This is a genomic window from Humidisolicoccus flavus (assembly GCF_045689595.1).
GTDB classification, from domain to species: domain Bacteria; phylum Actinomycetota; class Actinomycetes; order Actinomycetales; family Microbacteriaceae; genus Humidisolicoccus; species Humidisolicoccus flavus.
Genome location: NZ_CP142724.1, coordinates 265,401 through 290,990 on the forward strand (window position 1 = coordinate 265,401; position 25,590 = coordinate 290,990).

27 protein-coding genes and 2 tRNA genes are annotated in these 25,590 nt (G+C 60.6%); 18 read left to right on the top strand and 11 right to left on the bottom strand.

Annotated elements, in window-relative coordinates; genetic code table 11:
* The first annotated feature begins 52 nt into the window (after nucleotides 1–52).
* From U2H20_RS01265 to U2H20_RS01275, 3 genes are all read left to right on the top strand, one after another.
* Nucleotides 53–1,450 carry a heparan-alpha-glucosaminide N-acetyltransferase domain-containing protein gene (locus tag U2H20_RS01265; protein ID WP_430592714.1) on the top strand — a complete coding sequence of 466 codons (1,398 nt, stop codon included), beginning with the start codon at nucleotides 53–55 and terminating at the stop codon, nucleotides 1,448–1,450.
* Between the two features lie 103 nt (nucleotides 1,451–1,553).
* A complete protein-coding gene (locus U2H20_RS01270) occupies nucleotides 1,554–2,210 on the top strand; it encodes a DedA family protein (RefSeq protein WP_430592715.1) in 657 nt (218 codons plus the stop codon).
* Nucleotides 2,211–2,267: 57 nt separating this feature from the next.
* The gene (locus tag U2H20_RS01275) at nucleotides 2,268–2,813 is read left to right on the top strand and encodes a YceI family protein (protein ID WP_430592716.1); all 546 of its coding nucleotides are present in this window, start codon (nucleotides 2,268–2,270) and stop codon (nucleotides 2,811–2,813) included.
* 84 nt (nucleotides 2,814–2,897) lie between these two features.
* On the opposite strand, the gene U2H20_RS01280 is transcribed toward U2H20_RS01275, so the two are convergent.
* Nucleotides 2,898–3,134 (bottom strand): hypothetical protein, encoded by a 237-nt coding sequence (locus U2H20_RS01280; protein ID WP_430592717.1) that lies wholly within the window; start codon nucleotides 3,132–3,134, stop codon nucleotides 2,898–2,900.
* Between the two features lie 87 nt (nucleotides 3,135–3,221).
* Here U2H20_RS01280 and msrA point away from each other — a divergent pair, with 87 nt between their 5' ends.
* The 5 genes from msrA (at nucleotide 3,222) to U2H20_RS01305 (ending at nucleotide 7,062) form a co-directional block, all read left to right on the top strand.
* Nucleotides 3,222–3,746 (top strand): peptide-methionine (S)-S-oxide reductase MsrA, encoded by a 525-nt coding sequence (gene msrA, locus U2H20_RS01285; protein WP_430592718.1) that lies wholly within the window; start codon nucleotides 3,222–3,224, stop codon nucleotides 3,744–3,746.
* Nucleotides 3,747–3,857: 111 nt separating this feature from the next.
* Nucleotides 3,858–4,334 (top strand): single-stranded DNA-binding protein, encoded by a 477-nt coding sequence (locus tag U2H20_RS01290; RefSeq protein ID WP_430592719.1) that lies wholly within the window; start codon nucleotides 3,858–3,860, stop codon nucleotides 4,332–4,334.
* 103 nt (nucleotides 4,335–4,437) lie between these two features.
* Nucleotides 4,438–4,902: a DUF6993 domain-containing protein gene (locus tag U2H20_RS01295; RefSeq protein WP_430593561.1), complete on the top strand. Its 465-nt coding sequence runs from the start codon at nucleotides 4,438–4,440 to the stop codon at nucleotides 4,900–4,902.
* A gap of 4 nt (nucleotides 4,903–4,906) precedes the next feature.
* Nucleotides 4,907–6,589: an energy-dependent translational throttle protein EttA gene (gene ettA, locus U2H20_RS01300; RefSeq protein ID WP_430592720.1), complete on the top strand. Its 1,683-nt coding sequence runs from the start codon at nucleotides 4,907–4,909 to the stop codon at nucleotides 6,587–6,589.
* A gap of 2 nt (nucleotides 6,590–6,591) precedes the next feature.
* On the top strand, nucleotides 6,592–7,062 hold the full coding sequence (locus U2H20_RS01305; protein WP_430592721.1) for an acyl-CoA thioesterase: 471 nt from the start codon (nucleotides 6,592–6,594) through the stop codon (nucleotides 7,060–7,062).
* Nucleotides 7,063–7,126: 64 nt separating this feature from the next.
* Here the strand turns inward: U2H20_RS01305 and U2H20_RS01310 are convergent, their stop codons facing one another.
* The gene (locus U2H20_RS01310; protein ID WP_430592722.1) at nucleotides 7,127–8,041 is read right to left on the bottom strand and encodes an acyl-CoA thioesterase; all 915 of its coding nucleotides are present in this window, start codon (nucleotides 8,039–8,041) and stop codon (nucleotides 7,127–7,129) included.
* A gap of 18 nt (nucleotides 8,042–8,059) precedes the next feature.
* Here U2H20_RS01310 and U2H20_RS01315 point away from each other — a divergent pair, with 18 nt between their 5' ends.
* Nucleotides 8,060–8,692 (top strand): hypothetical protein, encoded by a 633-nt coding sequence (locus U2H20_RS01315; protein WP_430592723.1) that lies wholly within the window; start codon nucleotides 8,060–8,062, stop codon nucleotides 8,690–8,692.
* Nucleotides 8,693–8,739: 47 nt separating this feature from the next.
* Here U2H20_RS01315 and U2H20_RS01320 read toward each other — a convergent pair whose 3' ends face one another.
* From U2H20_RS01320 to pepN, 3 genes are read right to left on the bottom strand one after another with little or no spacing between them, the layout of a single operon-like run.
* Nucleotides 8,740–9,186, bottom strand: coding sequence for a globin (locus tag U2H20_RS01320; RefSeq protein WP_430592724.1), 447 nt, complete (start codon nucleotides 9,184–9,186; stop codon nucleotides 8,740–8,742).
* Nucleotides 9,187–9,195: 9 nt separating this feature from the next.
* Nucleotides 9,196–10,167, bottom strand: a complete 972-nt coding sequence (locus U2H20_RS01325) for a mechanosensitive ion channel family protein (RefSeq protein ID WP_430592725.1) — start codon at nucleotides 10,165–10,167, stop codon at nucleotides 9,196–9,198.
* Between the two features lie 15 nt (nucleotides 10,168–10,182).
* Nucleotides 10,183–12,732 carry an aminopeptidase N gene (gene pepN / locus U2H20_RS01330; RefSeq protein WP_430592726.1) on the bottom strand — a complete coding sequence of 850 codons (2,550 nt, stop codon included), beginning with the start codon at nucleotides 12,730–12,732 and terminating at the stop codon, nucleotides 10,183–10,185.
* Nucleotides 12,733–12,818: 86 nt separating this feature from the next.
* On the opposite strand from pepN, the gene U2H20_RS01335 reads away from it, so the two are divergent.
* Genes U2H20_RS01335 through U2H20_RS01345 form a run of 3 tightly spaced genes read left to right on the top strand, consistent with a single transcriptional unit; the run spans nucleotide 12,819 to nucleotide 14,898 of the window.
* On the top strand, nucleotides 12,819–13,409 hold the full coding sequence (locus U2H20_RS01335) for a DsbA family protein (protein ID WP_430592727.1): 591 nt from the start codon (nucleotides 12,819–12,821) through the stop codon (nucleotides 13,407–13,409).
* Nucleotides 13,410–13,416: 7 nt separating this feature from the next.
* On the top strand, nucleotides 13,417–13,899 hold the full coding sequence (locus tag U2H20_RS01340; RefSeq protein WP_430592728.1) for a ribose-5-phosphate isomerase: 483 nt from the start codon (nucleotides 13,417–13,419) through the stop codon (nucleotides 13,897–13,899).
* 21 nt (nucleotides 13,900–13,920) lie between these two features.
* Nucleotides 13,921–14,898 carry an Fpg/Nei family DNA glycosylase gene (locus U2H20_RS01345; protein WP_430592729.1) on the top strand — a complete coding sequence of 326 codons (978 nt, stop codon included), beginning with the start codon at nucleotides 13,921–13,923 and terminating at the stop codon, nucleotides 14,896–14,898.
* 29 nt (nucleotides 14,899–14,927) lie between these two features.
* On the opposite strand, the gene U2H20_RS01350 is transcribed toward U2H20_RS01345, so the two are convergent.
* Nucleotides 14,928–15,539, bottom strand: coding sequence for a hypothetical protein (locus U2H20_RS01350; RefSeq protein WP_430592730.1), 612 nt, complete (start codon nucleotides 15,537–15,539; stop codon nucleotides 14,928–14,930).
* 143 nt (nucleotides 15,540–15,682) lie between these two features.
* A complete protein-coding gene (locus U2H20_RS01355) occupies nucleotides 15,683–16,291 on the bottom strand; it encodes a hypothetical protein (protein WP_430592731.1) in 609 nt (202 codons plus the stop codon).
* Nucleotides 16,292–16,388: 97 nt separating this feature from the next.
* Here U2H20_RS01355 and U2H20_RS01360 point away from each other — a divergent pair, with 97 nt between their 5' ends.
* Entirely contained in the window at nucleotides 16,389–17,786 is a 1,398-nt protein-coding gene (locus U2H20_RS01360; protein ID WP_430592732.1) for a GH1 family beta-glucosidase, read from the top strand.
* Between the two features lie 39 nt (nucleotides 17,787–17,825).
* Here the strand turns inward: U2H20_RS01360 and U2H20_RS01365 are convergent, their stop codons facing one another.
* The 4 genes from U2H20_RS01365 to U2H20_RS01380 form a co-directional block, all read right to left on the bottom strand.
* Nucleotides 17,826–18,203, bottom strand: a complete 378-nt coding sequence (locus tag U2H20_RS01365) for a hypothetical protein (RefSeq protein ID WP_430592733.1) — start codon at nucleotides 18,201–18,203, stop codon at nucleotides 17,826–17,828.
* A 66-nt stretch (nucleotides 18,204–18,269) separates the two neighbouring features.
* Nucleotides 18,270–20,024, bottom strand: coding sequence for a hypothetical protein (locus U2H20_RS01370; protein ID WP_430592734.1), 1,755 nt, complete (start codon nucleotides 20,022–20,024; stop codon nucleotides 18,270–18,272).
* Between the two features lie 30 nt (nucleotides 20,025–20,054).
* On the bottom strand, nucleotides 20,055–20,669 hold the full coding sequence (locus U2H20_RS01375; protein WP_430592735.1) for an acyltransferase: 615 nt from the start codon (nucleotides 20,667–20,669) through the stop codon (nucleotides 20,055–20,057).
* Between the two features lie 338 nt (nucleotides 20,670–21,007).
* A tRNA-Gly gene (locus U2H20_RS01380) sits at nucleotides 21,008–21,081 on the bottom strand.
* Nucleotides 21,082–21,246: 165 nt separating this feature from the next.
* Between U2H20_RS01380 and U2H20_RS01385 the strand changes: the two genes are divergently transcribed.
* From U2H20_RS01385 to clpX, 5 genes are all read left to right on the top strand, one after another.
* Nucleotides 21,247–21,321, top strand: a tRNA-Pro gene (locus tag U2H20_RS01385).
* A gap of 32 nt (nucleotides 21,322–21,353) precedes the next feature.
* Nucleotides 21,354–22,682 carry a trigger factor gene (tig, locus tag U2H20_RS01390; RefSeq protein ID WP_430592736.1) on the top strand — a complete coding sequence of 443 codons (1,329 nt, stop codon included), beginning with the start codon at nucleotides 21,354–21,356 and terminating at the stop codon, nucleotides 22,680–22,682.
* Nucleotides 22,683–22,846: 164 nt separating this feature from the next.
* On the top strand, nucleotides 22,847–23,431 hold the full coding sequence (locus U2H20_RS01395; RefSeq protein WP_430592737.1) for an ATP-dependent Clp protease proteolytic subunit: 585 nt from the start codon (nucleotides 22,847–22,849) through the stop codon (nucleotides 23,429–23,431).
* A gap of 12 nt (nucleotides 23,432–23,443) precedes the next feature.
* Nucleotides 23,444–24,109 (top strand): ATP-dependent Clp protease proteolytic subunit, encoded by a 666-nt coding sequence (locus U2H20_RS01400; RefSeq protein WP_430592738.1) that lies wholly within the window; start codon nucleotides 23,444–23,446, stop codon nucleotides 24,107–24,109.
* Nucleotides 24,110–24,274: 165 nt separating this feature from the next.
* Nucleotides 24,275–25,552 carry an ATP-dependent Clp protease ATP-binding subunit ClpX gene (gene clpX / locus U2H20_RS01405; protein WP_430592739.1) on the top strand — a complete coding sequence of 426 codons (1,278 nt, stop codon included), beginning with the start codon at nucleotides 24,275–24,277 and terminating at the stop codon, nucleotides 25,550–25,552.
* Nucleotides 25,553–25,590 lie beyond the last annotated feature (38 nt).

Below are 25,590 nucleotides of genomic sequence, written 5' to 3' on the forward strand. Positions count from 1 at the left end.
ACGCGTCGCGCGTCGAGCGAGAACCCCGCGCGAGCCTGGTTATGATTCGCTCGTGCCAACACCATTGCTCGCATCATCACTTCGTCGCCTTCGTTCGTTCGGGCGTGCACCCCGCATCATGGGAATCGATGTCGCGCGCGGCCTCGCCGTGATCGGCATGATCGGCGCGCACATTGGTGTCACCGAAGCCTTCGAATGGGCACGGATTGAGACGTGGACCGATCTTGTCCATGGCCGATCCTCGATCTTGTTCGCGATCGTCGCCGGAATCTCGGTCGCGATTCTTTCTCGCGGCGCTCGCGAACTTCCCCTCGAAGATCTCCGAACACTGCGTTTACGGTTTCTCGGCCGAGGCGTTGCGGTATTCGCGATCGGACTGTTCCTCGAATTCCTGAACACCGGGGTCGCGGTAATCCTCACCTTCTACGGGATCGTGTTCGTGATCGCGATTCCTTTGCTGCAGCTCAGTCGTCGGCAGCTCGCGCTCGCCGCGATCTTCATGGCTCTGCTCGGCCCGTTGCTCCTTGGAACGCTCCGAGTGCTCAGCCAGTACGCGAGCGGACCGGGGCTTGATCTCGTCGTAACCGGGACCTATCCGATCACTGTGTGGATCTGCTTCCTGTTCTTTGGCATGTGGATTGGTCGAGGCAACCTCGAAAGCCGCTCCTTCGCAGCCAAGCTCCTCGTGTTCGGTGTTGTCGTGTCGGCGACGGGCTACGGACTCGGTGCTCTCGCGCATGCGCAGGAGCGATACTCCGAAGGCGTAGACAGCAGCGTCTCGTGGTCGAACAGCAGTCCTGGAAGCTCCGGATCAGGCGGCAGTGTGACGACGATCGTGCCCGGTGACGAGGTCGACCTCGATGGCCTCGTCTGCGAACGTTACGAGGACGATTGGGTGACGTGCTACCCGGAGGGCGACTACGTTCCGATCGATGAGGAACCCGGTGCAGAGGGGGAGTATCCGGGCTACTGGGAGACCGTGATGAACAGCGACCCGGGATCTCAAATTTGGGACGGAGTGATCGCAGACACGCCGCATTCAGGAGGAACGCTCGAGATCCTCGGATCCGGTGGCTTTGGGACGGCGATCATCGCTCTGTGCCTGCTCATCGCGCGTCCGCTTCGATATGTGCTCTTCCCAATTGCGGCGCTCGGATCGATGCCCTTGAGTGCGTACTCGGTGCATGTCGTTGCGATCCTCTTCCTTGCAGGCTCCGCTGGCTCCGCGGAGACCAACACCATCTGGATCGCGCTCACTGCTGCACTGCTTGTCGGATCAACCCTCTGGGTTGTTTTGCTCGGCCGCGGTCCGCTTGAGAGTTTGACCGCATGGACGTCGCGACGCTTCGCGAATGGGCCGAGGTCGATTCGAGCGCACTCCGTAGAGACCATGCCGACGAGCGAAGCGTTCCCCGAACCTGCGGAGTCGACCCACCCGGATCGAATCTAAGGCCCGCGCTTTTCAGGGTTTTGGGGTGTGCAGGATTGATCACAGGAGTGGCCACTATGCTCGCACCAGTATTGACGCGATGCGAATGGTGTGAGGAGCACACGTGATTGCTGCTGGTTCTGAAGAGTCCCTCACTGGTGTTGCGGCCTGGGCTGTGAACCTCATGGAGGTGATCGGAGCGCCAGGCGCAGGGATCGCCATCGCAGTCGAGAACCTGTGGCCGCCGATTCCGAGCGAAGTCATTCTGCCCTTGGCAGGCTTCGCCGCCTCGCAGGGCACATTCACGATCGCAGAGGCGCTGATCTGGACGACCGCGGGTTCGCTCATCGGAGCGATGGTGCTCTATTTCCTCGGGCGACTGCTCGGCCACGATCGACTCGTGCGCGTTGCCGAACGCTTGCCGCTCGTGAATGCGAGCGACATCGACAAGACGACGGCTTGGTTTCGCCGTCACGGGGCCAAGGCGGTTTTTTTCGGCCGGATGCTTCCCGTGTTTCGTAGTCTGATCTCGATTCCCGCGGGCATCGAGAAGATGCCGTTCCTGCAGTTCACACTGCTGACGTTGCTCGGGAGCGCGATCTGGAACACGATTTTCGTCCTGTGCGGATTCCTTCTGGGCAACAATTGGCACATCGTCGGGCCGTACGCGGATGTCCTGCAATATGTGGTTATTGGGCTCGTGGTCGTCGTCATCGGCTGGTGGGTCGTAAAAAGATTAATTGAAAATCGAAATATTCGGAATAACTCTGCAACGTCGTGAGTTCACCTCACTGAACTTGCTGAACGAGGCGTTCGGCACCAACCGAAAAGGACCATGATGGCTTTGAACATTCCCGGCTACGTTGCTGGCACCTACGAAATCGATGCTTCCCACTCGAGTGTCGGATTCTCAATCCGTCACATGATGGTTGCCAAGGTTCGCGGAGAATTCACCGATGTCAGCGGCACCATCGTGCTCGCAGAAGACCCAGCTGCATCGAGCATCGACGCGAAGATCGATCCTGCGACCATCGCGACTCGCAACGCAGACCGCGACGCGCACCTGCGCTCCGGCGACTTCTTCGCAACTGATGAGCACCCGGAGTGGAGCTTCACGGGCAAGGGAATCCGCGAGCACAACGGCGACCTGCTGCTCGATGGTGAACTGCAGATGCGCGGCATCACTAAGCCCGTCACCTTCGAACTCGAATTCGGTGGCATCGGCCCAGACGTGTACGGCAACACCCGTGCAGGTGCCAGTGCAAAGGCACGCATCAAGCGTGGCGACTTCGACATCACCTTCAACCAGGCACTTGAGGGTGGCGGAGTGATGCTGAGCGACGACGTCGACGTCGACATCGAGATCTCAGCGGTCAAGCAGTAACGTCCGCTTTCTATAGAACGGTGGCGCAGAGATAGCTCTGCGCCACCGTTTTGTCTGCGCGAACTTCGTCGTGCGACGGCGTCGCTAGTTCATGCGAAAGCAGTTGATCGCGTCGTCGATTGACCAGAATTCGCCAAGCGCGACAAAGCGTTGGTTTCTCGGCATCAACCGTTTTGCTGCAAAACGCTCGCCGTCCACGCTCGTGCTTCGACTGATGTAGCCGAGAATTTCACCGCTGGGTCGAGTGATGCGCCAGAGCTCGTCGTTGACCTGCAACATCGAGATGCCGAAGTGTTTTGGAAGAAACGCAGTGATGGTCATGATGTTCCTTTCGCAGCTGGCCCTGATTGTGTTCGCTTGTGACGAAGGTAGTGCGAACCACCGACATTCCAGGCGTAGGCTCAAGTCATGGCTTCAGTAGTAGTTGCAGGTGGATGTTTTTGGTGTCTCGACGCGGCATATCGCGTGGTCGAAGGTGTGACCGACGTGGTCTCCGGATACGCGGGCGGGTCGCTCCCGAATCCGAGCTACGAGCAGGTGTGCACCGGCGCAACAGGGCATGCAGAAGTCGTACGCGTCGAATTCGATGAGAACGTGCTTCCCGTTGAAGTCGTGCTCGACATGTTCTTCACGATGCACGACCCGACACAGCTCAACCGTCAGGGCAATGATGTCGGCACTCAGTACCGTTCTGCGATGTTCCCGCAAGACGCGGAGCAGTTGGTGCAGTTCGAGGCTGCAATCGCGCGAGCGAGCGACTGGTGGCCGGGGGAGATCGTCACCACGATCGAACCGCTCGGCGAGTTCTTCGAGGCCGAGGACTATCACCAGGACTTCTTTGCGAAGAACCCGGGCCAGGGGTATTGCCTTGCGGTCGCAGTTCCGAAGGTGAACAAGATCCGCGCATCCTTTGCGCAGTATCTGCGGTCTTAGACACTCCTTCGCAACCGCCAGAGTTTCTGCACAGTCGTCCCGACACACGAGTTTTCGGGACGACTGCTGCACGTTCGGGATGCATGCTCCGAGTCAGACATTGTCAGCCGCATGACAGAACACATCACCGTCGTCGGAATTCTCGCGAAAGACCCGCAGCACGTCGTCACCGCCACTGGCCTCGAAATCACGAACCTGCGTCTTGCCGCAACGCAGCGCAAGTTCGACCGAGAACAGGGTCGCTGGGTCGACGATTCGACCAATTGGTACAACGTGGCGGTGTTTCGCAGGCTCGCAAAGCACGCTCAGCATTCCTTCCACAAGGGCGATCCGATCATCGTGACCGGAAAGCTCAGGGTTCGCGAGTGGCGCGATGGCGAAAAGTTCGGGCGCGACGTCGAGATCGAAGCCGAGGCGCTGGGCCACAGCCTCCAGTTCGGAACCTCAGTGTTCACTCGTGCGCACGCTGCTCCAATCCGCAGTACGCCTCCCGGCGATCACTCCGGCGAGCCGAGCGTGAGTTGGTCGAGCGAGCGGCCTGCCGCCCTCGCTGACCTCGAACCCGAAGAGGCTCCGCTTCCGTTCTGAATCTTCCCGCCTCGTGCCCTCGGGCTCCGGTACGGGGCGGGAACCTCTCCTACACTGAAGAGCACGCAGCAGGATCACGGCAAAGGAGATCGCGTTGGGAACGATGCAGTCGAGTCACCAGAAATCCTTCGTCGTGCGCGGCGCCCTCGCCTTCGCGTCAATGCTCGTGCTCGCGGGTTGCTCAGGCGTGGAGCCTTCTCCGAGCCCCACACCGTCGTCGGCCTCGACCGTTCCAGTCGAGGCCGATCCGATTCTCGTCCCAGAGGGAAGCGCTGAGGAAAACCTGCCGTATTTCTCGATGGTGTTGAACGAAGCGAGAGAGCGCGGTGCCGGCTCAGTCCCCGAACTGATCGATGCACTCAGCGAGGCCGGATTCGACCGTTCGGCAATGGAAATGACTGATCTCCTCGATAGCGTCGGTGCTCCAGCGACCAACGTCGAATTCTCCGTCCGGTGGGCAGATGCGTGCCTGCTCGGACAGTTCGGCGGCGACCGTCTTCGTATCTCCACAGCGCCATTGCTATCGCAGGGGACGTGTCTCATCGGGAGCACCGCGCCGATAGACTGAGCGCATGGCCGAATACATTTATTCAATGGTGCGCGCCCGCAAAGCGGTCGGCGACAAAGTTATCCTCGATGACGTCACAATGGCATTTCTGCCGGGTGCGAAGATCGGTGTGGTTGGCCCAAACGGTGCCGGTAAGTCCACGATCCTGAAGATCATGGCGGGCCTTGACACCCCGAGTAACGGTGAGGCAAAGCTCAGCCCCGGCTACTCGGTGGGCATGCTCGCCCAGGAGCCAAAGCTCGACGAGTCGAAAACCGTGCTCGAGAACGTCCAAGAAGCCTTCGGTGAGACGAAAGTCAAGATCGATCGGTTCAACCAGATCTCCGCGGAACTGGCAGAACCAGACGCAGACTTCGATGCGCTTCTCGCTGAGATGGGCACGCTCCAGGAAGAGATCGACGCCCTCGATGCCTGGGACCTCGATTCACAGCTCGAGCAGGCCATGGACGCGCTCCGCTGCCCTCCGGGTGATTGGCCGGTGACCAACCTCTCGGGTGGAGAGCGCCGTCGCGTGGCATTGTGCAAGCTCCTTCTCGAAAAGCCAGACCTCCTGCTCCTCGACGAGCCCACGAACCACCTCGACGCCGAAAGTGTGCTGTGGTTGGAGCAGCACCTCGCAAAGTACCCCGGTGCAGTCATGGCTGTGACTCACGACCGGTACTTCCTCGATCACGTCGCCGGCTGGATCTGTGAAGTCGACCGTGGACGCCTCTACGCGTACGAAGGAAACTACTCGATCTACCTCGAGAAGAAGGCCGAGCGACTGCAGATCGCGGGCAAGAAGGACCAGAAGCTCGCGAAACGGCTGGCCAGCGAACTCGACTGGGTGCGCAGCAACTCAAAGGGTCGCCAGGCGAAATCGAAGGCTCGCCTTGCTCGCTATGAAGAAATGGCAGCCGAGGCGGAGCGCACGAAGAAGCTCGACTTCGAAGAGATCCAGATTCCACCGGGGCCGCGCCTCGGAAGCGTTGTGCTCGAAGCGAAGAACCTGCAAAAGGGCTTCGACGATCGAGTGCTCATCGACGGCCTCTCGTTTACGCTGCCGCGAAACGGCATCGTCGGGGTCATCGGTCCGAACGGTGTCGGAAAATCGACGCTCTTCAAGACGATCGTCGGTCTCGAACCGCTCGACGGTGGAGATCTGAAGATCGGTGAGACCGTCAAGTTGAGCTACGTGGACCAGGGCCGTGAACAACTCGACCCATCGAAGAACCTGTGGGAGATCGTCTCCGACGGTCTCGACTTCATTCAGGTCGGAAACGTAGAAATTCCATCGCGCGCGTACGTCTCGCAGTTCGGTTTCAAGGGCCCCGACCAGCAGAAGCGTGCGGGCATCCTCTCCGGTGGAGAACGCAACCGTTTGAACCTCGCGCTGACGCTCAAGCAAGGCGGAAACCTGCTCCTGCTTGACGAACCAACGAACGACCTCGACGTCGAGACCCTCGGAAGCCTTGAAAACGCGCTGCTCGAGTTCCCTGGTTGCGCTGTTGTGATCACCCACGACCGGTGGTTCCTCGACCGCATCGCGACGCACATTCTGGCGTGGGAGGCAACCGAGGCGAAGCCTGGGTACTGGCACTGGTTCGAGGGCAACTTCGAGGCATACGAAGCGAACAAGATCGAGCGCCTCGGTGCAGACGCCGCGCGTCCGAACAGCTCGACCTACCGCAAACTCACGAGAGACTAGCGATGAGAATCACTGTTGGGGTCGGGGTCCGCTGGTCGGACCTCGACGCCTACGGTCACGTCAACAACACCGCGGTCATTCGTTTGCTCGAAGAAGCGAGAATCGAAGCGTTCTGGGCTCGCGGTGACGGGCGAGAGTCCAACAGCATGGCGGTGCTCGACGGGTCGCCGTCGGCTGCGACGATCACGATCGTTGCGAGTCAGACCGCGGAGTACGTGCAGCAAATTCCGTACATTCGGGAACCGCTCGAGATCGAAGTGTGGCTCGGCAAGCTCGGCGGAGCCAGCCTCGAGATCTGCTACGAAGTCTTCCTGCCGGAGACGCCTGTGAGTCCTCGTTCCGTTGCCGTCAAGGCGCTCACCACGATCGTTCTGTTCGACCCGAAGGCGAACGCGCCCCGAAAAATTTCGAACGACGAACGAACCGCTTGGACTCCGTACCTCGAGGAGCCGGTTCGCTTTCGTCGATCCTGAAGCCGAACTGAGCACGAACTCGAACTGAGCACGCACTCGAACCGAGCCCGCACTCGCGGAACTGCTATTCGGTTGCGGCTCCTGGGATTCGCACCATTCCCTCTTGAGCGACGCTTGCGACAAGCGTTCCCTCTTTCGTGTACAAGCGCCCGTGCGACAGGCCTCGACCGCCTCCGTTCGCGGTCGTCTCCTGCACGTAGAGCAGCCATTCATCAACACGGGCGTCGTGATGCCACCACACGGCGTGGTCGAGGCTGGCAACCTTGGCGCCGGGACGGGTCCACGAGGCGCCCTGCTGACGCATGACCGGTTCAAGGATCGTGTAATCGCTGAGGTACGCGATCGCAGCACGGTGCAGGTTCGCATCGTCGGGCAAGGTGTCGATCGCTCGGACCCAGAGCGCCTGGTGCGGGACGCGAGCCCGGTTCGGGTCTTCGAAGTACAAGGGGCCGTCGACATGTCGGAGGTCGAAGGCGCGCCCATGCGCCCAGTGCTGCGCAGCAGGGTGATCGATTCCGCCGAGAATCTCAGCAGCACTGGGCAGTGATTCGGGATCGGCAAGACCCTCAGGCATTGCGACCTGGAATTCGAAGCCAGGTTCTCGGGTCTGGAATGAGGCGATCATCGACAGGATCGGCACACCGTCTTGATACGCCTGCGTTCGACGCGTGGCAAACGATCGACCGTCGTGAATTCGATCGACGGAGAACGTGATCGGCTTCGTTACATCACCTGGGCGGAGGAAGTATCCGTGCACCGAGTGAATCGGGCGTTCGGCGTCGATGGTCCGCATCGCAGCCACAACGGCTTGCGCCATCACCTGCCCACCGAAGACTCGAAGGTGCGGCACCCACTGCGACGGTCCGGTGAAAATGTCTTCACTCGTTCGCGCTCCGGTGTCGACGAGCTCGAGCGTGTTGAGCAAACTTGCGATGGGGGATTCCGGAGCGCTCTCGCGTGTCTCGTCTGCAGCATTCACCCCTCTAGTCTAGAAGTGATGGCTGCCCTTCTTCGCTTTGCGACCCCAGATGTTCGACGTGATCTCGCGACCCTGCTCGGACGATCCGCGCGACTTGGAATTGAAGCGGTTCGGGTCACCCTCGTCGGTGAACTCGCACTCGTCACCGTTCCCGTCTTGACGACCACTGGGCTGCTCGATCGAGGCCCGACGATTCTCGCGGCACGCACATTCTCCATGCAGGGGAGTGACTCCGAAGACACAGTCGTTCCCGTGCAGGCGTTTGAAGATGCGCTCGTCGATCCCGAAGCCGAGGTCGAACTTCCCTCGATGACTGCGGTAATCCCGCCGTGGGCCGCGATCGCGCCACCGCGATCGGGCTGGAGCCATATCGGCGATCTTGATCCCGCGGTGCTCGCCTCGGAAGCTTCTGCGGTGCTGTCGGAGGTCGCGAATGCGCTCCCTGCGAACCCGGGTGAGGCAGTCGTGCAGAGTACTAGAAAGACGATCTGGTCCGCCGATTTCCCTGATTCGCTCGGACTTCCGCGGGGCGCTGCCTTCGCCCTGGAGGTGCTGGGTTTCCTCAGTCAGGAGCGCGCGGTCCGGGTGACGAGCGCGAGCCGTTGGCTGCGCGCATCGAGCGCGTTCGGCGAGGTTCTGGTGAAGCACTAGCCTCGCCTCGTTCAAGGGCAGGCTCAGAGCAACCCGCCCCGAGCGCGTTACGAGGTCGGGCTGTTCTGGTCACCCGAGGCGAGGATCGGGCCCGAGGACGGTTCTGCATGCATCGCCGGGTTGAAATTCACCATGGCATGGGCTGCTCGGTCGAGATAATCGAGGAGTTCTGCTTCGTGCAATGGGGAGAACTGCGCAGCTTCGACACCGCGACGCACATGAAAGAGCCAACGGTCGCGCGCGACAGCGTCGATCTGGAAAGGCATGTGGCGCATTCGCAGACGGGGGTGCCCTCGCTGCTCGCTGTACGTGGTCGGACCACCCCAATACTGCTCGAGGAACGTGAGAAATCGCTCCTTCGCACCGGTGAGATCTTCCTCCGGGTACATCGGGCGCAGGACCGGGTCGCCGGCAACGCCGTCATAGAACACATCGACGAGGATTTTGAACTTCTCGCGTCCGCCGACCGAATAGTAAAAGGTGGAATGAGTCATCGCTTCGCCTTACTGCGGCGCTTGATCTTCAAATGAAGCGCGTCCGCTCTTGATCGGTCGGTTGCCTTCCATGCCGGTCAGCACGATCGAGTTGAGCGCCGGAAGCGTGACGCCGATTTCATCGAGGCCGAGACGGAGTCGACCACGAAGCTCACGTGCCACGTCGAACTTCGCGTTCGGACGCGTCTTGACGACGAGCCGGATGACGACTGCAGTTGCCGAGATCGATTCGATACCCCAGAGTTCTGGCTGATCGATGATTCGGTTTCGCCACTTGGGGTCTCGTGAGAGGGCGTTGGCGACCTCGAGCATCTTGTCTTCGACGATCGAAATATCGGTCTCGTAGGGAACGCCGAGGTCGATGATCGCCCTCGCCCAACCCTGCGACATGTTTCCGACACGAATGATCTCACCGTTTCGGACGAACCAGAGTGTTCCGTCGACATCGCGGATCTGCGTGACGCGAATACCCACCGACTCGACGACGCCCGTGGCCGGACCGAGGTCGACAAGGTCGCCGACGCCGAGTTGGTCTTCAAAGACCATGAACAAGCCGTTCAAAATGTCTTTCAGGAGGTTCTGCGCGCCGATACCGACCGCGGCTCCGAACAGACCGGCAGCGGCAACGAGTGCGCTCGGTGAGACCCCGACGATCGCGAGGCACACGATGATCGTCACGACCGAAATCGACCACGCGCTCAGGGTGTTGAGGACGGTGCCGATCGTGCGGGTTCGCTGCACGATCCGCACCTGGGTGAGCGGCGAGTTCTGCGACTGAATCGCTTCGGTGTCGGCAGCGTCGACCTTCCGCTTCACTCCGGAAACGATTTGCGTGACCGTTTTGCGGATCGCGATCCGGAAGAGGAAGTACGCGATGAACGCGAGAACGATGATCCCGATGACGAGCAACGCGGCTCGAACCGTCTCGTTCTCGAACACTCCAACGACCGCTTCGCCGACGTCAGGCGCTGTGAGATGCACGGTACACCTTTACCCTTACTCCTCTGATGAGGTACCGCTCGATTGCACTGCCAAGGCTCGTTCTACGCCAGCAAGGTTTTCTTTGACGAGTCGGACGAGCGCGGGATTCGCATCGGTTGCACGCAACCAGGCCCGTGTCGCCTCGGCGAGCTCCGCGCTCGCGAGTACCGAGGGGTAGAGACCGACGATCAGACCTTCAGCGATCTGATAGGTGCGGCTGTTCCAGATCGGAAGCAGGCTCTCGTGGTACTTCGCGATGAGCGGTCGAAGCACTTCTGGGTCGTTCACGTGCAGAAGACCAAGGGCGGTGTAGCGCACGATCAAGTTCGACGCGCCGGCCTCGTCTGCAACGGACGCGAACGCAGCGAGCTTGGCTTCGACGGTAGGAATCGTCGCCCGAGCGCGGGCGGCGAACTGAGCGCCGGTCGCCGTGTTGTCCTCTTCGAGGGCGGCGGCGATTTCGGTCTCGCCGGCTGCGCCGTTCAACACGAGCCCATCGATCAGCTGCCACTTCAAATCGGCGTCGACCGTGAGCTTATTGAGCGTGACAGACCCGTCGAGCAGGCCCTGCAGTGTCTTGACGTGTTCTGGGGTCGAAGCGAGCCCAGCGAACGCCTGCACGAACTGGAATTGCGAGTCGCTGCCGTCTTTCGCGCGCTTTGCGAGTTCCCAGAGTTCGTCACCGACACGAGTGATTGTTGCAGCGCGGTCTTCTGGACGGACGTAACTCCGTGCGACCAGCGTGAGCTGTTGCAAGGTCGTACGAACGGTCGTCGACTCGGTCTCTGCAGCGATGTTCTTGAGCACGAGATCGATGTAGTCGCTCGCGGGTCGTTCTCCGTCACGAGTCGCGTCCCACACAGCACCCCACACGAGCGCTCGCGCAAGCGGGTCTTCGATCGTAGAAAGACCGGAGATCGCAGTCTTCAACGACTGCTCGTCGAGGCGAATCTTCGCATAGGCGAGGTCGTCGTCGTTGATGAGGATCAGATCGGCACGTTCATGCCCAACGAGCTGCGGGACGTCTGTGCTCGCGTCGCGGACGTCGAGTTCGTGACGGTGCGTGCGGACGAGATGCTTGCCCTTCTTCGAGTAGAGGCCGATCGCGAGCCGGTGCGGGCGGATCGTCGGGTAGTCCGAGGTCGCGGTCTGTTCGATCGAGAACTTCGTGATGATGCCGTCGGTCGTGGTTTCGATCGTCGGGCGAAGCGTGTTCACGCCCGCCGTCTCAAGCCACAGTTTGCTCCATTCGCTCAGGTCGCGGCCGCTGGCGGCTTCGAGCTCGACGAGCAGGTCGCTGAGTTCTGTGTTGCCGTGAGCGTGCTTCCGGAAGTAGGCGCCGACGCCCTGCATGAATTCTTCGAGTCCGACCCATGCGACGAGCTGCTTCAGGACGGAGCCGCCCTTCGCGTACGTGATGCCGTCGAAGTTGACCTGCACGTCTTCGAGGTCACGGATCTCCGCGACGACCGGGTGCGTTGATGGCAGCTGGTCTTGCTTGTACGCCCAGGTCTTCTCCATCGCCTGGAATGTCGCCCAGGCTTCTTTCCATTCGGTGGCTTCCGCGGTCGCGAGCGTGGACGCCCACTCGGCGAATGATTCGTTCAACCAGAGGTCGTTCCACCAGCGCATGGTGACGAGGTCGCCGAACCACATGTGCGCGAGCTCGTGCAGGATCGTGACGACGCGACGTTCCTTCACGGCATCGGTCACTTTGGAGCGGAACACGTACGCTTCGGTGAACGTGACGCAGCCAGCGTTTTCCATGGCACCCGCGTTGAACTCCGGCACGAAGATCTGGTCGTACTTGTCGAAGGGGTAGGGGACACCGAACTGCGCCTCATAGAACTCGAAGCCCTGCTTGGTCTTCTCGATGATGTAGTCCGAATCGAGGTGCTCGACGAGCGAGGAACGGCAGAACACGCCAAGTGGGATCGTGGCGCCTGATGCGCTCACCAGTTCGTCACGAACGCCGACGTACGGGCCGGCCACGATTGCGGTGATGTAACTGGAGATGACAGGCGTCGCATCGAAGTGCCATACGCCAGTTTCGCCCGTGACGACCGGGGTCGGAGTCGGCTGGTTCGAGAGCACTTCCCAGCGCGCGGGTGCGGTGATGCTGAACGTGAAGGTCGCCTTGAGGTCCGGCTGCTCGAAGACGGCGAAGACGCGACGGCTGTCGGGCACCTCGAACTGCGAGTAGAGGTACACCTCTTGGTCGACGGGGTCGACGAAGCGGTGCAGGCCTTCGCCCGTATTGACGTAGAGCGCGTCCGAGACCACGCGGAGCTCGTTCTCGGATTCGAGGTTTGCGAGCTGGATGCGAATGCCGTCGTTCACCGCCTCGACGTCGAGCTCGCGGCCGTTCAGGGTGATGCTGTGGACCTTGCGCGAGATGTGATCGATAAACGTCGACGCACCGGGCGAAGCAGTGAATCGCACTGTGGTGTCGGAGCCAAACCATTCGTCGCCATGCGTGAGGTCGAGCGCGATCGTGTACGACTCGACTTCGACAATCGAGGCGCGTTCTTTCGCCTCTTCACGGGTGAGGTTCTCTCCAGCCACAATTACTCCTTTGCGATCACAGCAATACTCCCTTCACTGTACTGGTGACGGCTGACCTGCTTGCACGGCGGGGATACGATTGGAGCATGACTTCAGTGCGAATGTGGTTCGACCCGACGTGCCCGTGGGCATGGATGACCTCTCGTTGGCTTAGGGAGGTGTCGCAGCATCGCGATTTCGAAGTGCAATGGTCTGTGATGAATCTCTCCGTACTCAACGAAGGCCGAGACATCAGCGAGAAGTACCAGAGCCGGATGGCGGTGTCGCGTCGTATCGGCCGAGTGCTCATGGCTGCATCGCAGGCAGCGGGGGAGCAGGTCCTCGGCGACCTCTACACCGCAATCGGAACCCGAATCCACCCAGACGGCCGGGATGACATCGACGTCATCCTCGCCGAATCGATCGAAGCGGTGGGGCTCGATGGCTCGCTCGCGGACGCCGACGAGTCCTTTGACGAGGCGCTGAAAGCAAGCCACGCAGAAGCGATCGAGCGAGTTGGCGACGATGTTGGCACACCGGTGATCGAAGTCGACGGGGTCGCGTTCTTCGGGCCCGTCATCTCACCCGCTCCGACCGGTGACGATGCGCTCCGTCTGTTCGACGGCGTCGTGCTTGCCGCATCGGTCGACGGATTCTTCGAACTCAAGCGCAGCCGCACGCGCGGCCCGATCTTCTAAGGCGACAATGCGAATTCACATCGCGACAGACCACGCAGGATTCGAGTACTCGAAAGAGGTCGTTGCGCACCTGAGCGCCGCCGGTCACGAGGTCGTCGACCACGGACCAAAGAGCTACGAGCCGCTCGATGACTACCCGTCGTTCTGCATTCGCGCCGCGCAGGCGGTCGCTCACGACCAGGCGGCGGGTACCGCTGCGCTCGGTGTGGTGTTCGGCGGATCAGGGAACGGCGAGCAGATCGCTGCGAACAAGGTCGAAGGAATTCGGGCGGCCCTGGTTTGGAACACGGCGACAGCCTCGCTCGCACGCGAACACAACGACGCCAATGTGATCTCGATCGGCGCCAGGCAGCACGAGAGCGAAGAGGTGCTCGAACTGATCGATCTCTTCATCAGCACCCCGTTCTCCAATGAACCGCGTCACGCACGACGGATCGAACAAATTGCGGCGTTCGAGACCTCCGGCGCGCTCGAGCCAGAAGCGCACTGACGATGGCGGGAGTGCACTGCAATGCCTGAAGGGCACTCGATTCACCGAATTGCTCGTCAGTTCACCGCGAACTTCGTTGGTCGTCGGGTTGCCGTGTCGAGCCCGCAAGGCCGATTCGCGCAAGGCGCGGCGGTCATCGACGGGCTCGTCATGGAGCAGGCGAGCGCCGTGGGGAAACACCTGCTCCTGAGCTTCGGCGATGAGTGGTTGCATGTGCACCTCGGGCTCTATGGTGCCTGGGACTTCTCCGGTGAGATCAGCGCCGACGACACGATTCTGAGCGCTCAGGGCCGAATGGGCCAAACCAATATGCGAGGGTCCGTCGCAGATGGAGCATGGGAAGAATCACTCCATTCGATTGGAGCTCCTCGTCGAGCTCGCATCCGAATCGCCGAGGGCGAAACAGAGAAAGTCCTCGACGAAAACTTCCCGCCGGAGCCAGTCGGGCAAGTTCGCGCACGTCTGCTCACCGAGACCACAGTTGCCGACCTTCGGGGACCGACCCGTTGCGACGTGATCTCCAAAGAGGAAGTGCCGGCGGTGATCCAGAGACTCGGGCCGGATCCGCTCGCGCTCTTCGAATCGAAGCGGTCCGCGGAGGATCGGTTCGTGCAGCGAGTGCGAAAGTCGCGGACGACGATCGGGCAGTTACTCATGGATCAGTCGGTCGTTGCAGGAATCGGCAATGTCTATCGGGCTGAACTCCTCTTTCGCGCGCAGCTCAACCCGTACGCCTCCGGCACGAACCTGCGTGAGGAGCAGGCGCGCGACCTGTGGAAGGACTGGGTCAAACTCTTGAAAATCGGGGTCGATACCGGTCAGATGATGACGATGGACGGCCTTCGCGGCGCCCGCAAGGAGGCTGCGCTCGCGCATCGCTCGGAGCGTCACTGGGTATACAAGCGCGAGGGCGAACCCTGTCGAGTGTGCGGTACCCCAATCGTGATCGAGGAAATGGCTGCCCGGAAACTGTACTTCTGTCCGAGTTGCCAGGCCTGAGCAAGGCTTGCGTGCTCGGTGCGACCGCTTCACACCTCGGTCGTGAACACCCACTCACCGTTACTGCCATCGAATACGAAACGCCATTCGGTCACGTCAGTGCCTTCCGGAACCGACAACAAGATCTGGCCGTTCTGGGTTGAACCTGCGGAGAAGCGGGGAAGCAGGAAGTAGTCCTCGTCTGCAATCGCCTCGACTCCCGAGGAAGCGTTGTACTCCTGGCCGTCGTCGCCGGTGATCACCGCATCCAGGTACAGGTGCACATCGGTGCTCGCCTGCCCCTTCAAGAGGGTGAACGTGCAATCGAAGACGACGAAGGACCGGCCTTCTGCGGGGTCGTCGGAGACAATGCGTTCGGCATCTGCTCCCGTGAGTACCGAGTTCACGGTGATCTCCCAGACCATCGAACCGCCAGTGTTCGCGATGACGATGGTGTCGCCCACCGAGTAGGTCTCGCTCGGTGAACTCAAGGTGTACGGCATCGAAACCTGGTCGCGGTCGGTGCTCGCGTTGCCGTCTCTCATCGGGGGAAGCGGACTCTCGCCTCCGAACACGGCGCATCCGGTCAACATCAGACACACGCTCGCGCCGAGCGCTGCGACCATGCGTCGCGCGCTTCGAGATCGAGGTGAGGACTGCATGCGGAGAGCTCCAGGTGAAACGGTCGTGGATGTGAATTGCCCACGACGATACTGACCGATCTTTCAAATTTGCTGAGTACGAGGAACTTGCGCCCAGTAAAAAGCGTGCAGTCGCCCGCGCGCCCTCGGTTTCAGCGATCTGGCTACTTGAAGCGGTACTCGGTTTGCCCGGCGTCCCCGGAGATCACCCAGGCGTCAATCGTTGCCGCATTCGGGACATTCAACAACACCCATCCTGTTGAAGACTCCTGCGGTGCAAGCGCTCTCGAGTAGCCGAAGTCGTCAGGGTGTGCCGCGAGGGAAGCGCTGCTCTGGTTGTACACCGGGCCGTTGACCGGCTGCACACCGAATCGAATGTCGTAATACGGGTGCGTCGTTACAACACCGACGTTGACGACGCGAACTTCCATGGCGAGAAACTTCGTACCCGAGTTTGCCGAGTATCCATTCGACGACACGAGCGAGGTCGCGTCCTCGTCGACAGCCAGGACGGTGATCTCCCAGGTCGATCCCATCGAGGTGTGGATCGTCACGGTATCGCCGATCGCGTAGTCGCCCGGGGCATCAGTGGGCACGGGGGGCTCCGTCGGACCCTGCGTGTTCGGCGGTGCGGTGAGGTTCGTGAACACAGGAGTTGCGGCACCGGGGATCGAGGGATCGGTCGGTGCTGACACCGGCAATGGGACACAGGCCGCCAGGATTCCGCAGAACAGTGCAACCAGCACCACGCCGAGAGCTTTCGAGCCGCGCATTCTTCCCCAGAGAGTTGTGACTCGCAAAAGCGTATCGGCGCGCGCTGGGATTCTCCCGCACCACGATTCAGTTCGGAGCGAACGCTACAGTTTTCGTATGTCGAGAAAATTCCCAGAGAAGTTCCGCTTTGGTGCTGCAACGGCGGCGTACCAAATTGAGGGCGCAGCACGTGAAGACGGTCGAACCGACAGCATTTGGGACGCGTTCGCGCGAGTGCCCGGTGCGGTCATCGATGGACACGACGGGGCGGTGGCGTGCGATCATTACCACCGCTATGCCGACGATGTGCAACTGATGAGCGACCTCGGATTGCAGACGTACCGATTTTCGACCAGTTGGTCTCGTGTCTGCCCTGACGGCGGGCCCGCAAACCAGGCCGGTATCGACTTCTATCAGCGACTGGTCGACTCGCTGCTGGAGAAAAACATCGCTCCATGGCTGACGCTCTATCACTGGGATTTGCCGCAGGCACTCGAAGAACAGGGCGGATGGACGAACCGCGATGTCGTCGAGCGGTTTGCCGATTACGCGCAGGTCGTTGGAGAAGCGCTCGGCGATCGTGTGCCCACATGGACAACGCTGAACGAGCCGTGGTGCTCGTCGTTCCTCTCATACACCGCGGGTGCCCATGCTCCCGGTCGCATGAGCAAGCGAGACGGTCTCGTTGCTGGACATCACCTGCTGTTGTCGCACGGTCGGGGCATTCAGGTGCTTCGTGAGCTCGTGCCGAACGCTGATCTCGGCATCACGCTGAACCAGACGGTCGCTGACCCGCTCGACCCCCAGGACCCCCGCGACGTCGATGCGGCACGCCGTATTGACGGGCAGTTCAACCGCTTCTTCCTCGACCCGATCTTCCGGGGTGAATATCCCGCAGATCTCCTGGAGGATGTTGCAGAGTTCGGGTTCACCGACGTGATTCACGATGGCGACCTCGCGTTGATCCAACAGCCGATTGACGTGCTCGGTGTGAACTATTACCACGGAGAAGCCGTGAGCTATCGCGAGCCAGCGGTGCCACTACTGCAGGACGCACCGACGGATCGTCCGGTGCAGAGTCCGTATCCTGCGGCCGATGGCGTGTACAGCCACCCGCGGGGACTAGCGACGACGTCGATGGGCTGGGAGATCCAGCCAGACGGTTTGACCCGTCTCCTGCAGAGCCTGCATGCGGACTATGCGGCGCCAGCGGGTGTGCGTCTCTCGGTCACCGAGAACGGCGCGGCATTCGATGACGTGGTGGAAGACGGCAAGATCCACGACGCAGAGCGAGTTGCATTTGTTCGAGCTCACCTTGCCGCGATCCTCGACGCGATCGAGTCGGGTGTGCCTGTCGAAAGCTATTTCTACTGGTCGTTCCTCGACAATTACGAATGGGCGTGGGGTTACCACAAGCGATTCGGCATCGTTCGAGTCGACTACGACACGCAGGAACGAACATTGAAGGACAGCGCGATCGCGTACCAGGAGATCATCGCTCAGCGTTCGTTGTAGGGCAGCAGCACCACCTGTGGCGCGGTCAGAATCCGAGGGTTACTGGCCGCGTCGTGCTGTGCGCATGCTTCGAAGCAGCACCCCGAGTCGCGCGGCGACCACACCGAGCATCACGAAGCTCGCGACGACCGCGAGAATTCCCCCGAACAACGCAAGCCCGAGGGCGATCAAAACGATCGCGAGCGCAATGATGATGGCGCGAGCGTTCTTGGGCGCAGCCAACGTTGTTTGACCGCGGAACACGACGATCATGCTGACGAGATAGAGCAGAAGTGCTGCGGCAGCGGGGAGTACCGTCAAAAGATCAACGGCCGTCAACACGGGAACCAGGAGGGTTCCGATGGTCGCAATCTGCGACGGAGCGAGAATCCGCAGGAAGATTTTGCCGTTGTGGGCTTGTGATTGAGGCGCGGTCATGAGAACCCTTTCGATGCGATCAGCGTAGCGATCGAGTGTTTCTGCGGGATGACGAGGCGCCTGGCCCTAGTCAGAGACGAGCTGCTGGGTGATGAGACTTGCGACGCGAGCGGTGCTCGCACCTGCAGTTCGAACGTAGCCACCGGACTTCGAGATTTTCCATTCCGCGTTCGCAACCATCGGGGCGTAGATTTCTCGGAGCGAGTCGGGGAGTTGTGCAACGCCGGTCCGCGCAATCGTCAGAATGTGATCGGCATTGAAATCACCGAATGCTCCCAGTGCTCTGGCAAGTTCCATACTGAGTCTGGTTGGGCCATCGGGAACCCGGTCCGGATCACCGTACACAGTGAGTGGCTCGAGTTGGTCGACTCGAATTCTTCCGCCGAGTTCCTGGAGACGCTGTTCAGCGAAATTCGGTGCAATATTTCGACCGGGGTCGTCGTAGGTGAATGTCGCTGCCTCCGGATCGAGCAGGATCGACAGGTCGGCAATGGTCGACGGCGATCCACAATGGCCCTCGTTGGTTCTTGCGTGACCGAGACGGGCCAAGGAGAACTGCTGGAGCGGATGGACTCCGGTCATGTGAACACCAATGTGCCCGGCTGCTGAATGGAGTCCATTGCGGTATCCGATGTAAAAGAGTTCCGACACATACTTGTACGAGCTCTGACCGTTCAGTTGTTCGACTCCGGAACGAACCTGCTGCGCAAAGGCATCGCGCGCGATACTGGGCTCGAACTCGTTGACAAGCGCGTCGAACGATCGCCAGCCCCAGTTCCCCTTGAGGAGTTCGGCGCCATTGCCAGTGACAGCGAATGTTCTCTCCTTCGTTCGGCTGGTTCGAGGAGGGCCGAAACCGTCGTAGACACCCGCGAGTGTTGCTGCCCAGAGGGTCATCCGGTCGTCAACGTGCGCGTCGTCTCCTTCGCTCCCGTCGAGGTCCCGGCGCATCGAGAAGGCGGACGCAAGCTGGGTCGCCACTTCGAAATCTCGAGCGTGCACAGGAGATCGGTTGAGCGAGGCGTAAGAGAACTTTTCGTGTGCTCCTGTTGCCCGAGCAGCACAGAACACGACTCGCGAGTCGTAGCCACCGGAAAGGCTGAGCACTGAGTTCCAATTGGCGACGCTCGCGAGCCCGAGTATGGTTCGAGCGACCGCGGTCGCGCTCGCGCGGATTGCGTCCCGCGCGTCTACAACCGTGTTCGAGAGCAGCCGGTCCGCCATGTGCGGACCAGTCCGTGTGATCTCGAAGTCTTTGGAGATCGATACGCCGTCGCCGGATGGAACGAAGTCGATCTCACGAAAGACGGTGTCGGGGGAGAGCTGCTGAGCGGCCAGATTATTCAGCATTGATCGTGCGAGCAGCACTTCTTCATTGTTGGAGACGCGTTCACCGAAAAGGCGTCGAAGGGATGCCAGTACCAGCAATGAATCACTGGCGGCGGCGAATTGGGCTCCGGCGGTCGTCAAGAGTCGAGCGTTCCCGATCAAATCACGCGCGATGTTCAAACCACTGCGGGACCAGGAAGCGACGCAATACTCTCCATCGTGCGAACCCGGGTTCTGGCGGATGTGGCTGGGCGCGCTCTCCCACCCGTCGATTCCGAAGGCGAGCGTGTCGAGATCTGCATTGAGGATCGTGCCGCGGACGTAGGTTCGCTGATGCACGCTCGATTCGACCGCTTTACTGAAGATGTAGAGCGTTCGATTCCAGGCCAGCCGCTTCAGAAAATATTCAGTCGGCGAGCTGTGTTCGCCAAGCCACTTGTTGAGCCGCGAACGCGCGCTGTTCGAGACGATCAGAAACGTGTAGTTCGACACCGCACCAGCCTATTGACCGATCCGCTCCGATCAGCTTCTGGGCGACGAGTTCGTTTGAGGAGAATTCCGTCGGCTTTGAAACCATCTGTTCCTCGAGGGCGCGGCAGGTGGCAAATCCTCGGCGACGGCGACGGTGCTCGAATCTGCACGCGCAGTACCGTCGTCTGATGCAGAACGAGTTTGGACAGTGTCCTGTTCAAGATCACGGATGAACCTCGCAGGAACGCCACCGACGAGCGAGTTCGCTGCGACGTCCTTGGTGACGACTGAACCTGCAGCGACGATGCATCCCGGCCCAATGGTCACCCCGGCAAGCACTGTTGAAGAGGCGCCAATCCATGTGCCGTCGCCGATCACAATCGGATCGTGGCGGACTTTGCCCGCTCGCTTCTTCTGGGGCCCTACATCGTGAGTGTCCGTGATTAACCGGACGAACGGCCCAATATTGACATCGTTGCCGATCGTCGTGTTCGGTCGGATATAGCAATCTCGGTTGATGAACACGCGCTCGCCGATGTGCACCGGAGCACTGACCTCGCCGCCCGCATAGATTTTCGCGTACGAGCCGATCTCGATCTCCGCAGAGTCGGAATGCCGAAGCTGAACGCTCTCATGGATGCGCGGCTCGACGCCGATAGTCAACATAAGCGAAACTGTAAACCTCTGTCCCGGCGAAAGTCTCAGCATGTTCGCAGCATCGCATCGGCGTGCTCAGAGTACTGTCAGCGACATTTTCGCGCCGCAGCAATCCGGGATGGCGAGGCCACGAGACCCGAGCAACGTCGAATCCACCGCTTGAAGGGGTTAAAGGCATTCGTGTTTAGCGAAACGACCTACCGCCGGGCGTGTCGTCGGATTCGCGCCTCGCCTCAGACGGGCGAACACGGGAGTGCTGCGCGCTGCAGACGGGAAATGAAAAAGCCCGGAGAGTGTGGCTTTTGCCAGACTCTCCGGGCTTTCCCGATGTGATTCGAGTTACTCCGTGGAGGGGATGACGGGAATCGAACCCGCGTAATCAGTTTGGAAGACTGAGGCTCTACCATTGAGCTACATCCCCGTGGTGTTTTAAGACCAGGGGATAATCTACATCATTCCTGACGCCTTCGTGAACACACTATTCTCATTGAGGTCGCCTGATGGTGGCGTGGTGCGAACGATGTAAATCTGTGAGTTAGACTTACGCGGTGCCATGCCGACGGAGTGCGAGTGTGGTGAGTGTTATCGGGGCGTAGCTCAGCTTGGCTAGAGCGCCCGCTTTGGGAGCGGGAGGTCGCAGGTTCGAATCCTGTCGCCCCGACAACGTACATACCCTCAACCCAGGAGACACAAGTGCAGACCACTGTCGAAAAACTTGATGCGACCCGCGCGAAGCTCACCATCTCGGTGACGCCAGAGGAACTTCGCCCAAGCATTGATCAGGCCTACAAGACCATCGCGACGCAGGTAAACATTCCTGGCTTCCGCGCAGGCAAAGTACCGCCGCCCATCATCGACCAGCGCATCGGTCGCGACCAGGTTCTGAACCAGGCCGTCACCGAGAGCCTCGACACCTTCTACCGTCAGGGTGTCGCCGAGGCAGAAGTTCGTCCGATCGGCCGTCCGAGCGCCGACGTCGCGACCTGGCCGGACATGAAGACGTTCGAGGGTGACCTCGTCATCGAGGTCGAGGTCGACGTTCGACCAGACTTCGACATGCCGAAGATCGAAGGCCGCAAGGTCGAGGTCGAGTCGATCGAGGTCGCAGACGCAGACATCGAAGAGGAACTCACGAAGCTGCGAAGCCGCTTCGGAACCCTCACCACGGTTGACGCTCCGGCAGCGAAGGGTCACTTCGTACAGCTCGACCTCGTCGCGAAGATCGACGGCGAGACCGTCGACACCGCGGACGGCATCTCCTACGAAGTTGGTTCAGGCGAACTCATCGACGGAATCGACGAGGCCGTCGACTCGCTCACCGCTGGTGAAGAGACCACGTTCACCTCGACGCTCGTTGGTGGCGACAACGCCGGCAAGGACGCAGAGGTCAGTGTCAAGGTTCTCGCGGTCAAGGAGCGCGAGCTCCCTGAAGCGGACGACGACTTCGCCCAGCTCGCGAGCCAGTTCGACACGATCGATGAGCTCAAGGACGACCTGAAGACTCAGGTCGAGCGCCAGAAGAAGGTTGCGCAGTTCACCGAGGCTCGTACCAAGCTCCAGGAAGCTCTCATTGCAGAAGCAGACATTCCTGTGCCAGCAACGATGGTTGAAGAAGAAGTCACCCGTCACCTCGAGGGCGAAGGCCGTCTGGAAGACGACGAGCACCGCGCCGAGGTCAAGGAATCGACCGAATCGCAGCTTCGCAGCCAGATCCTGTTCGACCGCCTCGCGGAAGACAACGACCTCCAGGTTTCTCAGGCAGAGCTCAGCCAGTACGTTGTGCAGAACGCAGCACAGTACGGCATGCCGCCACAGGAGTTCGTCGAAATCCTCGAGCAGAACGGTCAGCTTCCTGTCTTGCTGAGTGACCTGCTGCGCGGCAAGGCGCTCAACTCGGCACTGCGCCAGGTTGAAGTTGTCGACGCCGCAGGCGCAGCAGTCGATCTCTCCGAGTTCGTCCCCGCCGAAGCTCCAGCTGAAGAAGCTGCAGCGGAAGAGGACGAGTCGAACGACGACAAGTAATTCAGAACGTGAAGCAGGGCCGGGCAGAAATGCTCGGCCCTTCTTCGTTGTAGGTGGCGATCATCGTCGCGTGCGTGAACCGTCTGCCGAGCGCGAACATGGACGGTGAGGGTCACTGACCTCGCATAGTGTTGGGTGCGTACCGACCGCAAGGAGAAACCGACGTGGCTGACCACATCCTCTCGCCGAGTGTTTTTGATCGGCTTCTGCGCGACCGCATTATCTGGGTTGGCGAAGAAGTTCGTGACGACATGGCGAACGAGATTTGCGCAAAGATCCTGTTGCTCGCAGCAGAAGACGCAAACAAAGACATTTACCTGTACATCAACTCGCCCGGTGGTTCGATCACCGCCGGTATGGCGATCTTCGACACCATGCAGTTCGTCCCGAACGACATCGTGACCGTGGGCATCGGCATGGCGGCATCGATGGGACAGCTCCTGCTCACTGCTGGAACCAAGGGGAAGCGTTACATCACGCCGAACGCGCGAGTGCTCCTGCACCAGCCGCACGGTGGTTTCGGTGGAACCTCCAGTGACATTCAGACGCAGGCGCAGCTCATTCTCGACATGAAGAAGCGCCTCGCAGAGATCACCGCGGAGCGAACCGGCAAGTCGGTCGAACAGGTCAACGCCGATGGTGACCGTGACCGCTGGTTCAGTGCACAAGAGGCACTCGAGTATGGCTTCGTCGATCACCTTCGCGAATCTGCCGCTGATGTCAGCGGTGGCGGCGGCACGGACCAGTAGGGCAGGGACAAGATGAATACACCGAATTTCCAGTCGGGCGGTAGCTCGCTCGAGATGCCAAACGCTCGCTACATTTTGCCGAGCTTCGAAGAGCGCACGGCCTATGGCTTCAAGCGGCAAGACCCGTACGCGAAGCTGTTCGAGGATCGCATCATCTTCCTGGGTGTCCAGGTCGATGACGCGTCCGCGGACGACATCATGGCGCAGCTGCTCGTGCTCGAAGGCCAGGACCCAGACCGCGACATCGTGATGTACATCAACTCGCCGGGTGGCTCGTTCACTGCGATGACGGCGATCTACGACACGATGCAGTACATCCGCCCGCAGGTGCAGACCGTGTGCCTCGGTCAGGCGGCTTCGGCTGCAGCGGTACTGCTCGCTGCGGGTGAACCAGGAAAGCGTTTGGCACTGCCGAACGCTCGGATTCTGATTCACCAGCCGGCGACCGGCGATGCTGCTCGTGGTCAGGCATCCGACATCGAGATCCAGGCGCGCGAAGTTCTTCGCATGCGCGGGTGGCTCGAGGAGACGTTGTCGAAGCACTCGAACCATGACGTCGAGCGGATCAACGCGGACATCGAGCGCGACACCTTCCTCGGCGCAAATGAGGCCCTGGAGTACGGCTTGATCGATCAGGTTCTGACCAGCCGGAAGAGCGAAAAGGTTCTGCTCGGCTAGCACACCACTCGTTCCTTCCCGAGGGGAAGAACGAATCACGGGAACGCCCTGATGTCTCTCGAGCATCGGGGCGTTTCTGCTTCCGGATGTTGCACGTGGCGCCGCGGGACGACGGTGGAACGCGTTAGGCTCGAACTGTTCATTCACAACGATTGCGAGGAACCAATGGCAAGGCTCGGCGAAAGCGGCGACCTCCTCAAATGCTCCTTCTGTGGCAAGACCCAGAAGCAAGTTGTGCAATTGATCGCGGGTCCAGGCGTCTACATCTGCGATGAGTGCGTCGACCTCTGCAACGAAATCATCGACGAGCGACTCGCCGACGCGAAGGGCGAAGAAGGTGAAGCGCAGTTCGAGCTGCCGAAGCCGAAAGAGATCTTCGAATTCCTGAATGACTACGTCGTTGGTCAGAATTCGGCAAAGCGTTCGCTGTCGGTTGCCGTGTACAACCATTACAAGCGGGTCAACGCAATGCAGAACGTGACCTCTGCAGAAGCGCAAGCGCAGCAGGTCGAGATCCAGAAGTCGAACATCCTCATGGTTGGCCCGACCGGTTGCGGAAAGTCCTACCTCGCTTCAACCCTCGCAAAACGTTTGAATGTTCCATTTGCCGTTGCCGACGCCACTGCCTTGACCGAAGCCGGCTACGTCGGTGAGGACGTCGAGAACATTCTGCTCAAGCTGATTCAGGCCGCCGATGACGATGTGAAGCGGGCCGAAACCGGCATCATCTTCATCGACGAGATCGACAAGGTTGCTCGAAAGGCTGAGAATCCGTCGATCACCCGTGACGTTTCGGGCGAGGGTGTGCAGCAGGCGCTGTTGAAGATTCTGGAAGGCACGGTTGCCTCGGTGCCGCCGCAGGGCGGACGCAAGCACCCGAACAGCGAGTTCATTCAGATCGATACCTCGAACGTTTTGTTCATCGTCGCTGGCGCATTCGCCGGGCTCGAAGAGATCATTTCTTCACGATCGGGCAAACGAGGGCTCGGCTTCGGTGCGCCGCTCCAGTCGCTCACCCCCGACCTCGACATCTTCAGCGAAGTGCTTCCTGAAGATCTGCACAAGTTTGGGTTGATCCCCGAGTTCATCGGCCGCCTTCCTGTGATCGCGACGGTGACACCGCTTGATCGTGCAGCACTCATCGAGATCTTGACTCGCCCGAAGAACGCTCTGGTGGTTCAGTATCAGAAGATGTTCGAAATCGATGGCGTTCGTCTCGACTTCGAGCCGGAGGCGCTCGAAGCGATCGCCGACCTGGCAGTTGCGAGGAAGACAGGCGCGCGTGGCCTTCGGGCGATTCTCGAAGACGTGCTGGGTGCGGTCATGTTCGAGGTACCGTCGCGAAGCGACGTGACTCGCGTCGTCGTCACGAAAGAGTCGGTAACGCAGGGCGCGATGCCCGAATTGCTCACCGAAGGCGATATCCAGGAGCTTTCGGCCTAGGTTTTCTCGGAACGATCATCGCGAGGTTATCCTCCTCG

Excerpts from the sequence above, each read along its gene's own strand:
- msrA (WP_430592718.1), top strand. The coding sequence starts at position 3,222 with ATGGCTTCAGTAGTAGTTGCAGGTGGATGTTTTTGGTGTCTCGACGCG.
- U2H20_RS01375 (WP_430592735.1), bottom strand. The coding sequence starts at position 20,669 with ATGTTGACTATCGGCGTCGAGCCGCGCATCCATGAGAGCGTTCAGCTT.
- U2H20_RS01355 (WP_430592731.1), bottom strand. The coding sequence starts at position 16,291 with ATGCGCGGCTCGAAAGCTCTCGGCGTGGTGCTGGTTGCACTGTTCTGC.
- U2H20_RS01400 (WP_430592738.1), top strand. The coding sequence starts at position 23,444 with ATGAATACACCGAATTTCCAGTCGGGCGGTAGCTCGCTCGAGATGCCA.
- U2H20_RS01315 (WP_430592723.1), top strand. The coding sequence starts at position 8,060 with ATGGCTGCCCTTCTTCGCTTTGCGACCCCAGATGTTCGACGTGATCTC.
- U2H20_RS01280 (WP_430592717.1), bottom strand. The coding sequence starts at position 3,134 with ATGACCATCACTGCGTTTCTTCCAAAACACTTCGGCATCTCGATGTTG.
- U2H20_RS01340 (WP_430592728.1), top strand. The coding sequence starts at position 13,417 with ATGCGAATTCACATCGCGACAGACCACGCAGGATTCGAGTACTCGAAA.
- U2H20_RS01290 (WP_430592719.1), top strand. The coding sequence starts at position 3,858 with ATGACAGAACACATCACCGTCGTCGGAATTCTCGCGAAAGACCCGCAG.
- U2H20_RS01295 (WP_430593561.1), top strand. The coding sequence starts at position 4,438 with ATGCAGTCGAGTCACCAGAAATCCTTCGTCGTGCGCGGCGCCCTCGCC.
- U2H20_RS01345 (WP_430592729.1), top strand. The coding sequence starts at position 13,921 with ATGCCTGAAGGGCACTCGATTCACCGAATTGCTCGTCAGTTCACCGCG.
- U2H20_RS01320 (WP_430592724.1), bottom strand. The coding sequence starts at position 9,186 with ATGACTCATTCCACCTTTTACTATTCGGTCGGCGGACGCGAGAAGTTC.
- U2H20_RS01275 (WP_430592716.1), top strand. The coding sequence starts at position 2,268 with ATGGCTTTGAACATTCCCGGCTACGTTGCTGGCACCTACGAAATCGAT.
- U2H20_RS01305 (WP_430592721.1), top strand. The coding sequence starts at position 6,592 with ATGAGAATCACTGTTGGGGTCGGGGTCCGCTGGTCGGACCTCGACGCC.
- ettA (WP_430592720.1), top strand. The coding sequence starts at position 4,907 with ATGGCCGAATACATTTATTCAATGGTGCGCGCCCGCAAAGCGGTCGGC.
- U2H20_RS01365 (WP_430592733.1), bottom strand. The coding sequence starts at position 18,203 with ATGACCGCGCCTCAATCACAAGCCCACAACGGCAAAATCTTCCTGCGG.
- U2H20_RS01360 (WP_430592732.1), top strand. The coding sequence starts at position 16,389 with ATGTCGAGAAAATTCCCAGAGAAGTTCCGCTTTGGTGCTGCAACGGCG.
- U2H20_RS01335 (WP_430592727.1), top strand. The coding sequence starts at position 12,819 with ATGACTTCAGTGCGAATGTGGTTCGACCCGACGTGCCCGTGGGCATGG.
- U2H20_RS01350 (WP_430592730.1), bottom strand. The coding sequence starts at position 15,539 with ATGCAGTCCTCACCTCGATCTCGAAGCGCGCGACGCATGGTCGCAGCG.
- clpX (WP_430592739.1), top strand. The coding sequence starts at position 24,275 with ATGGCAAGGCTCGGCGAAAGCGGCGACCTCCTCAAATGCTCCTTCTGT.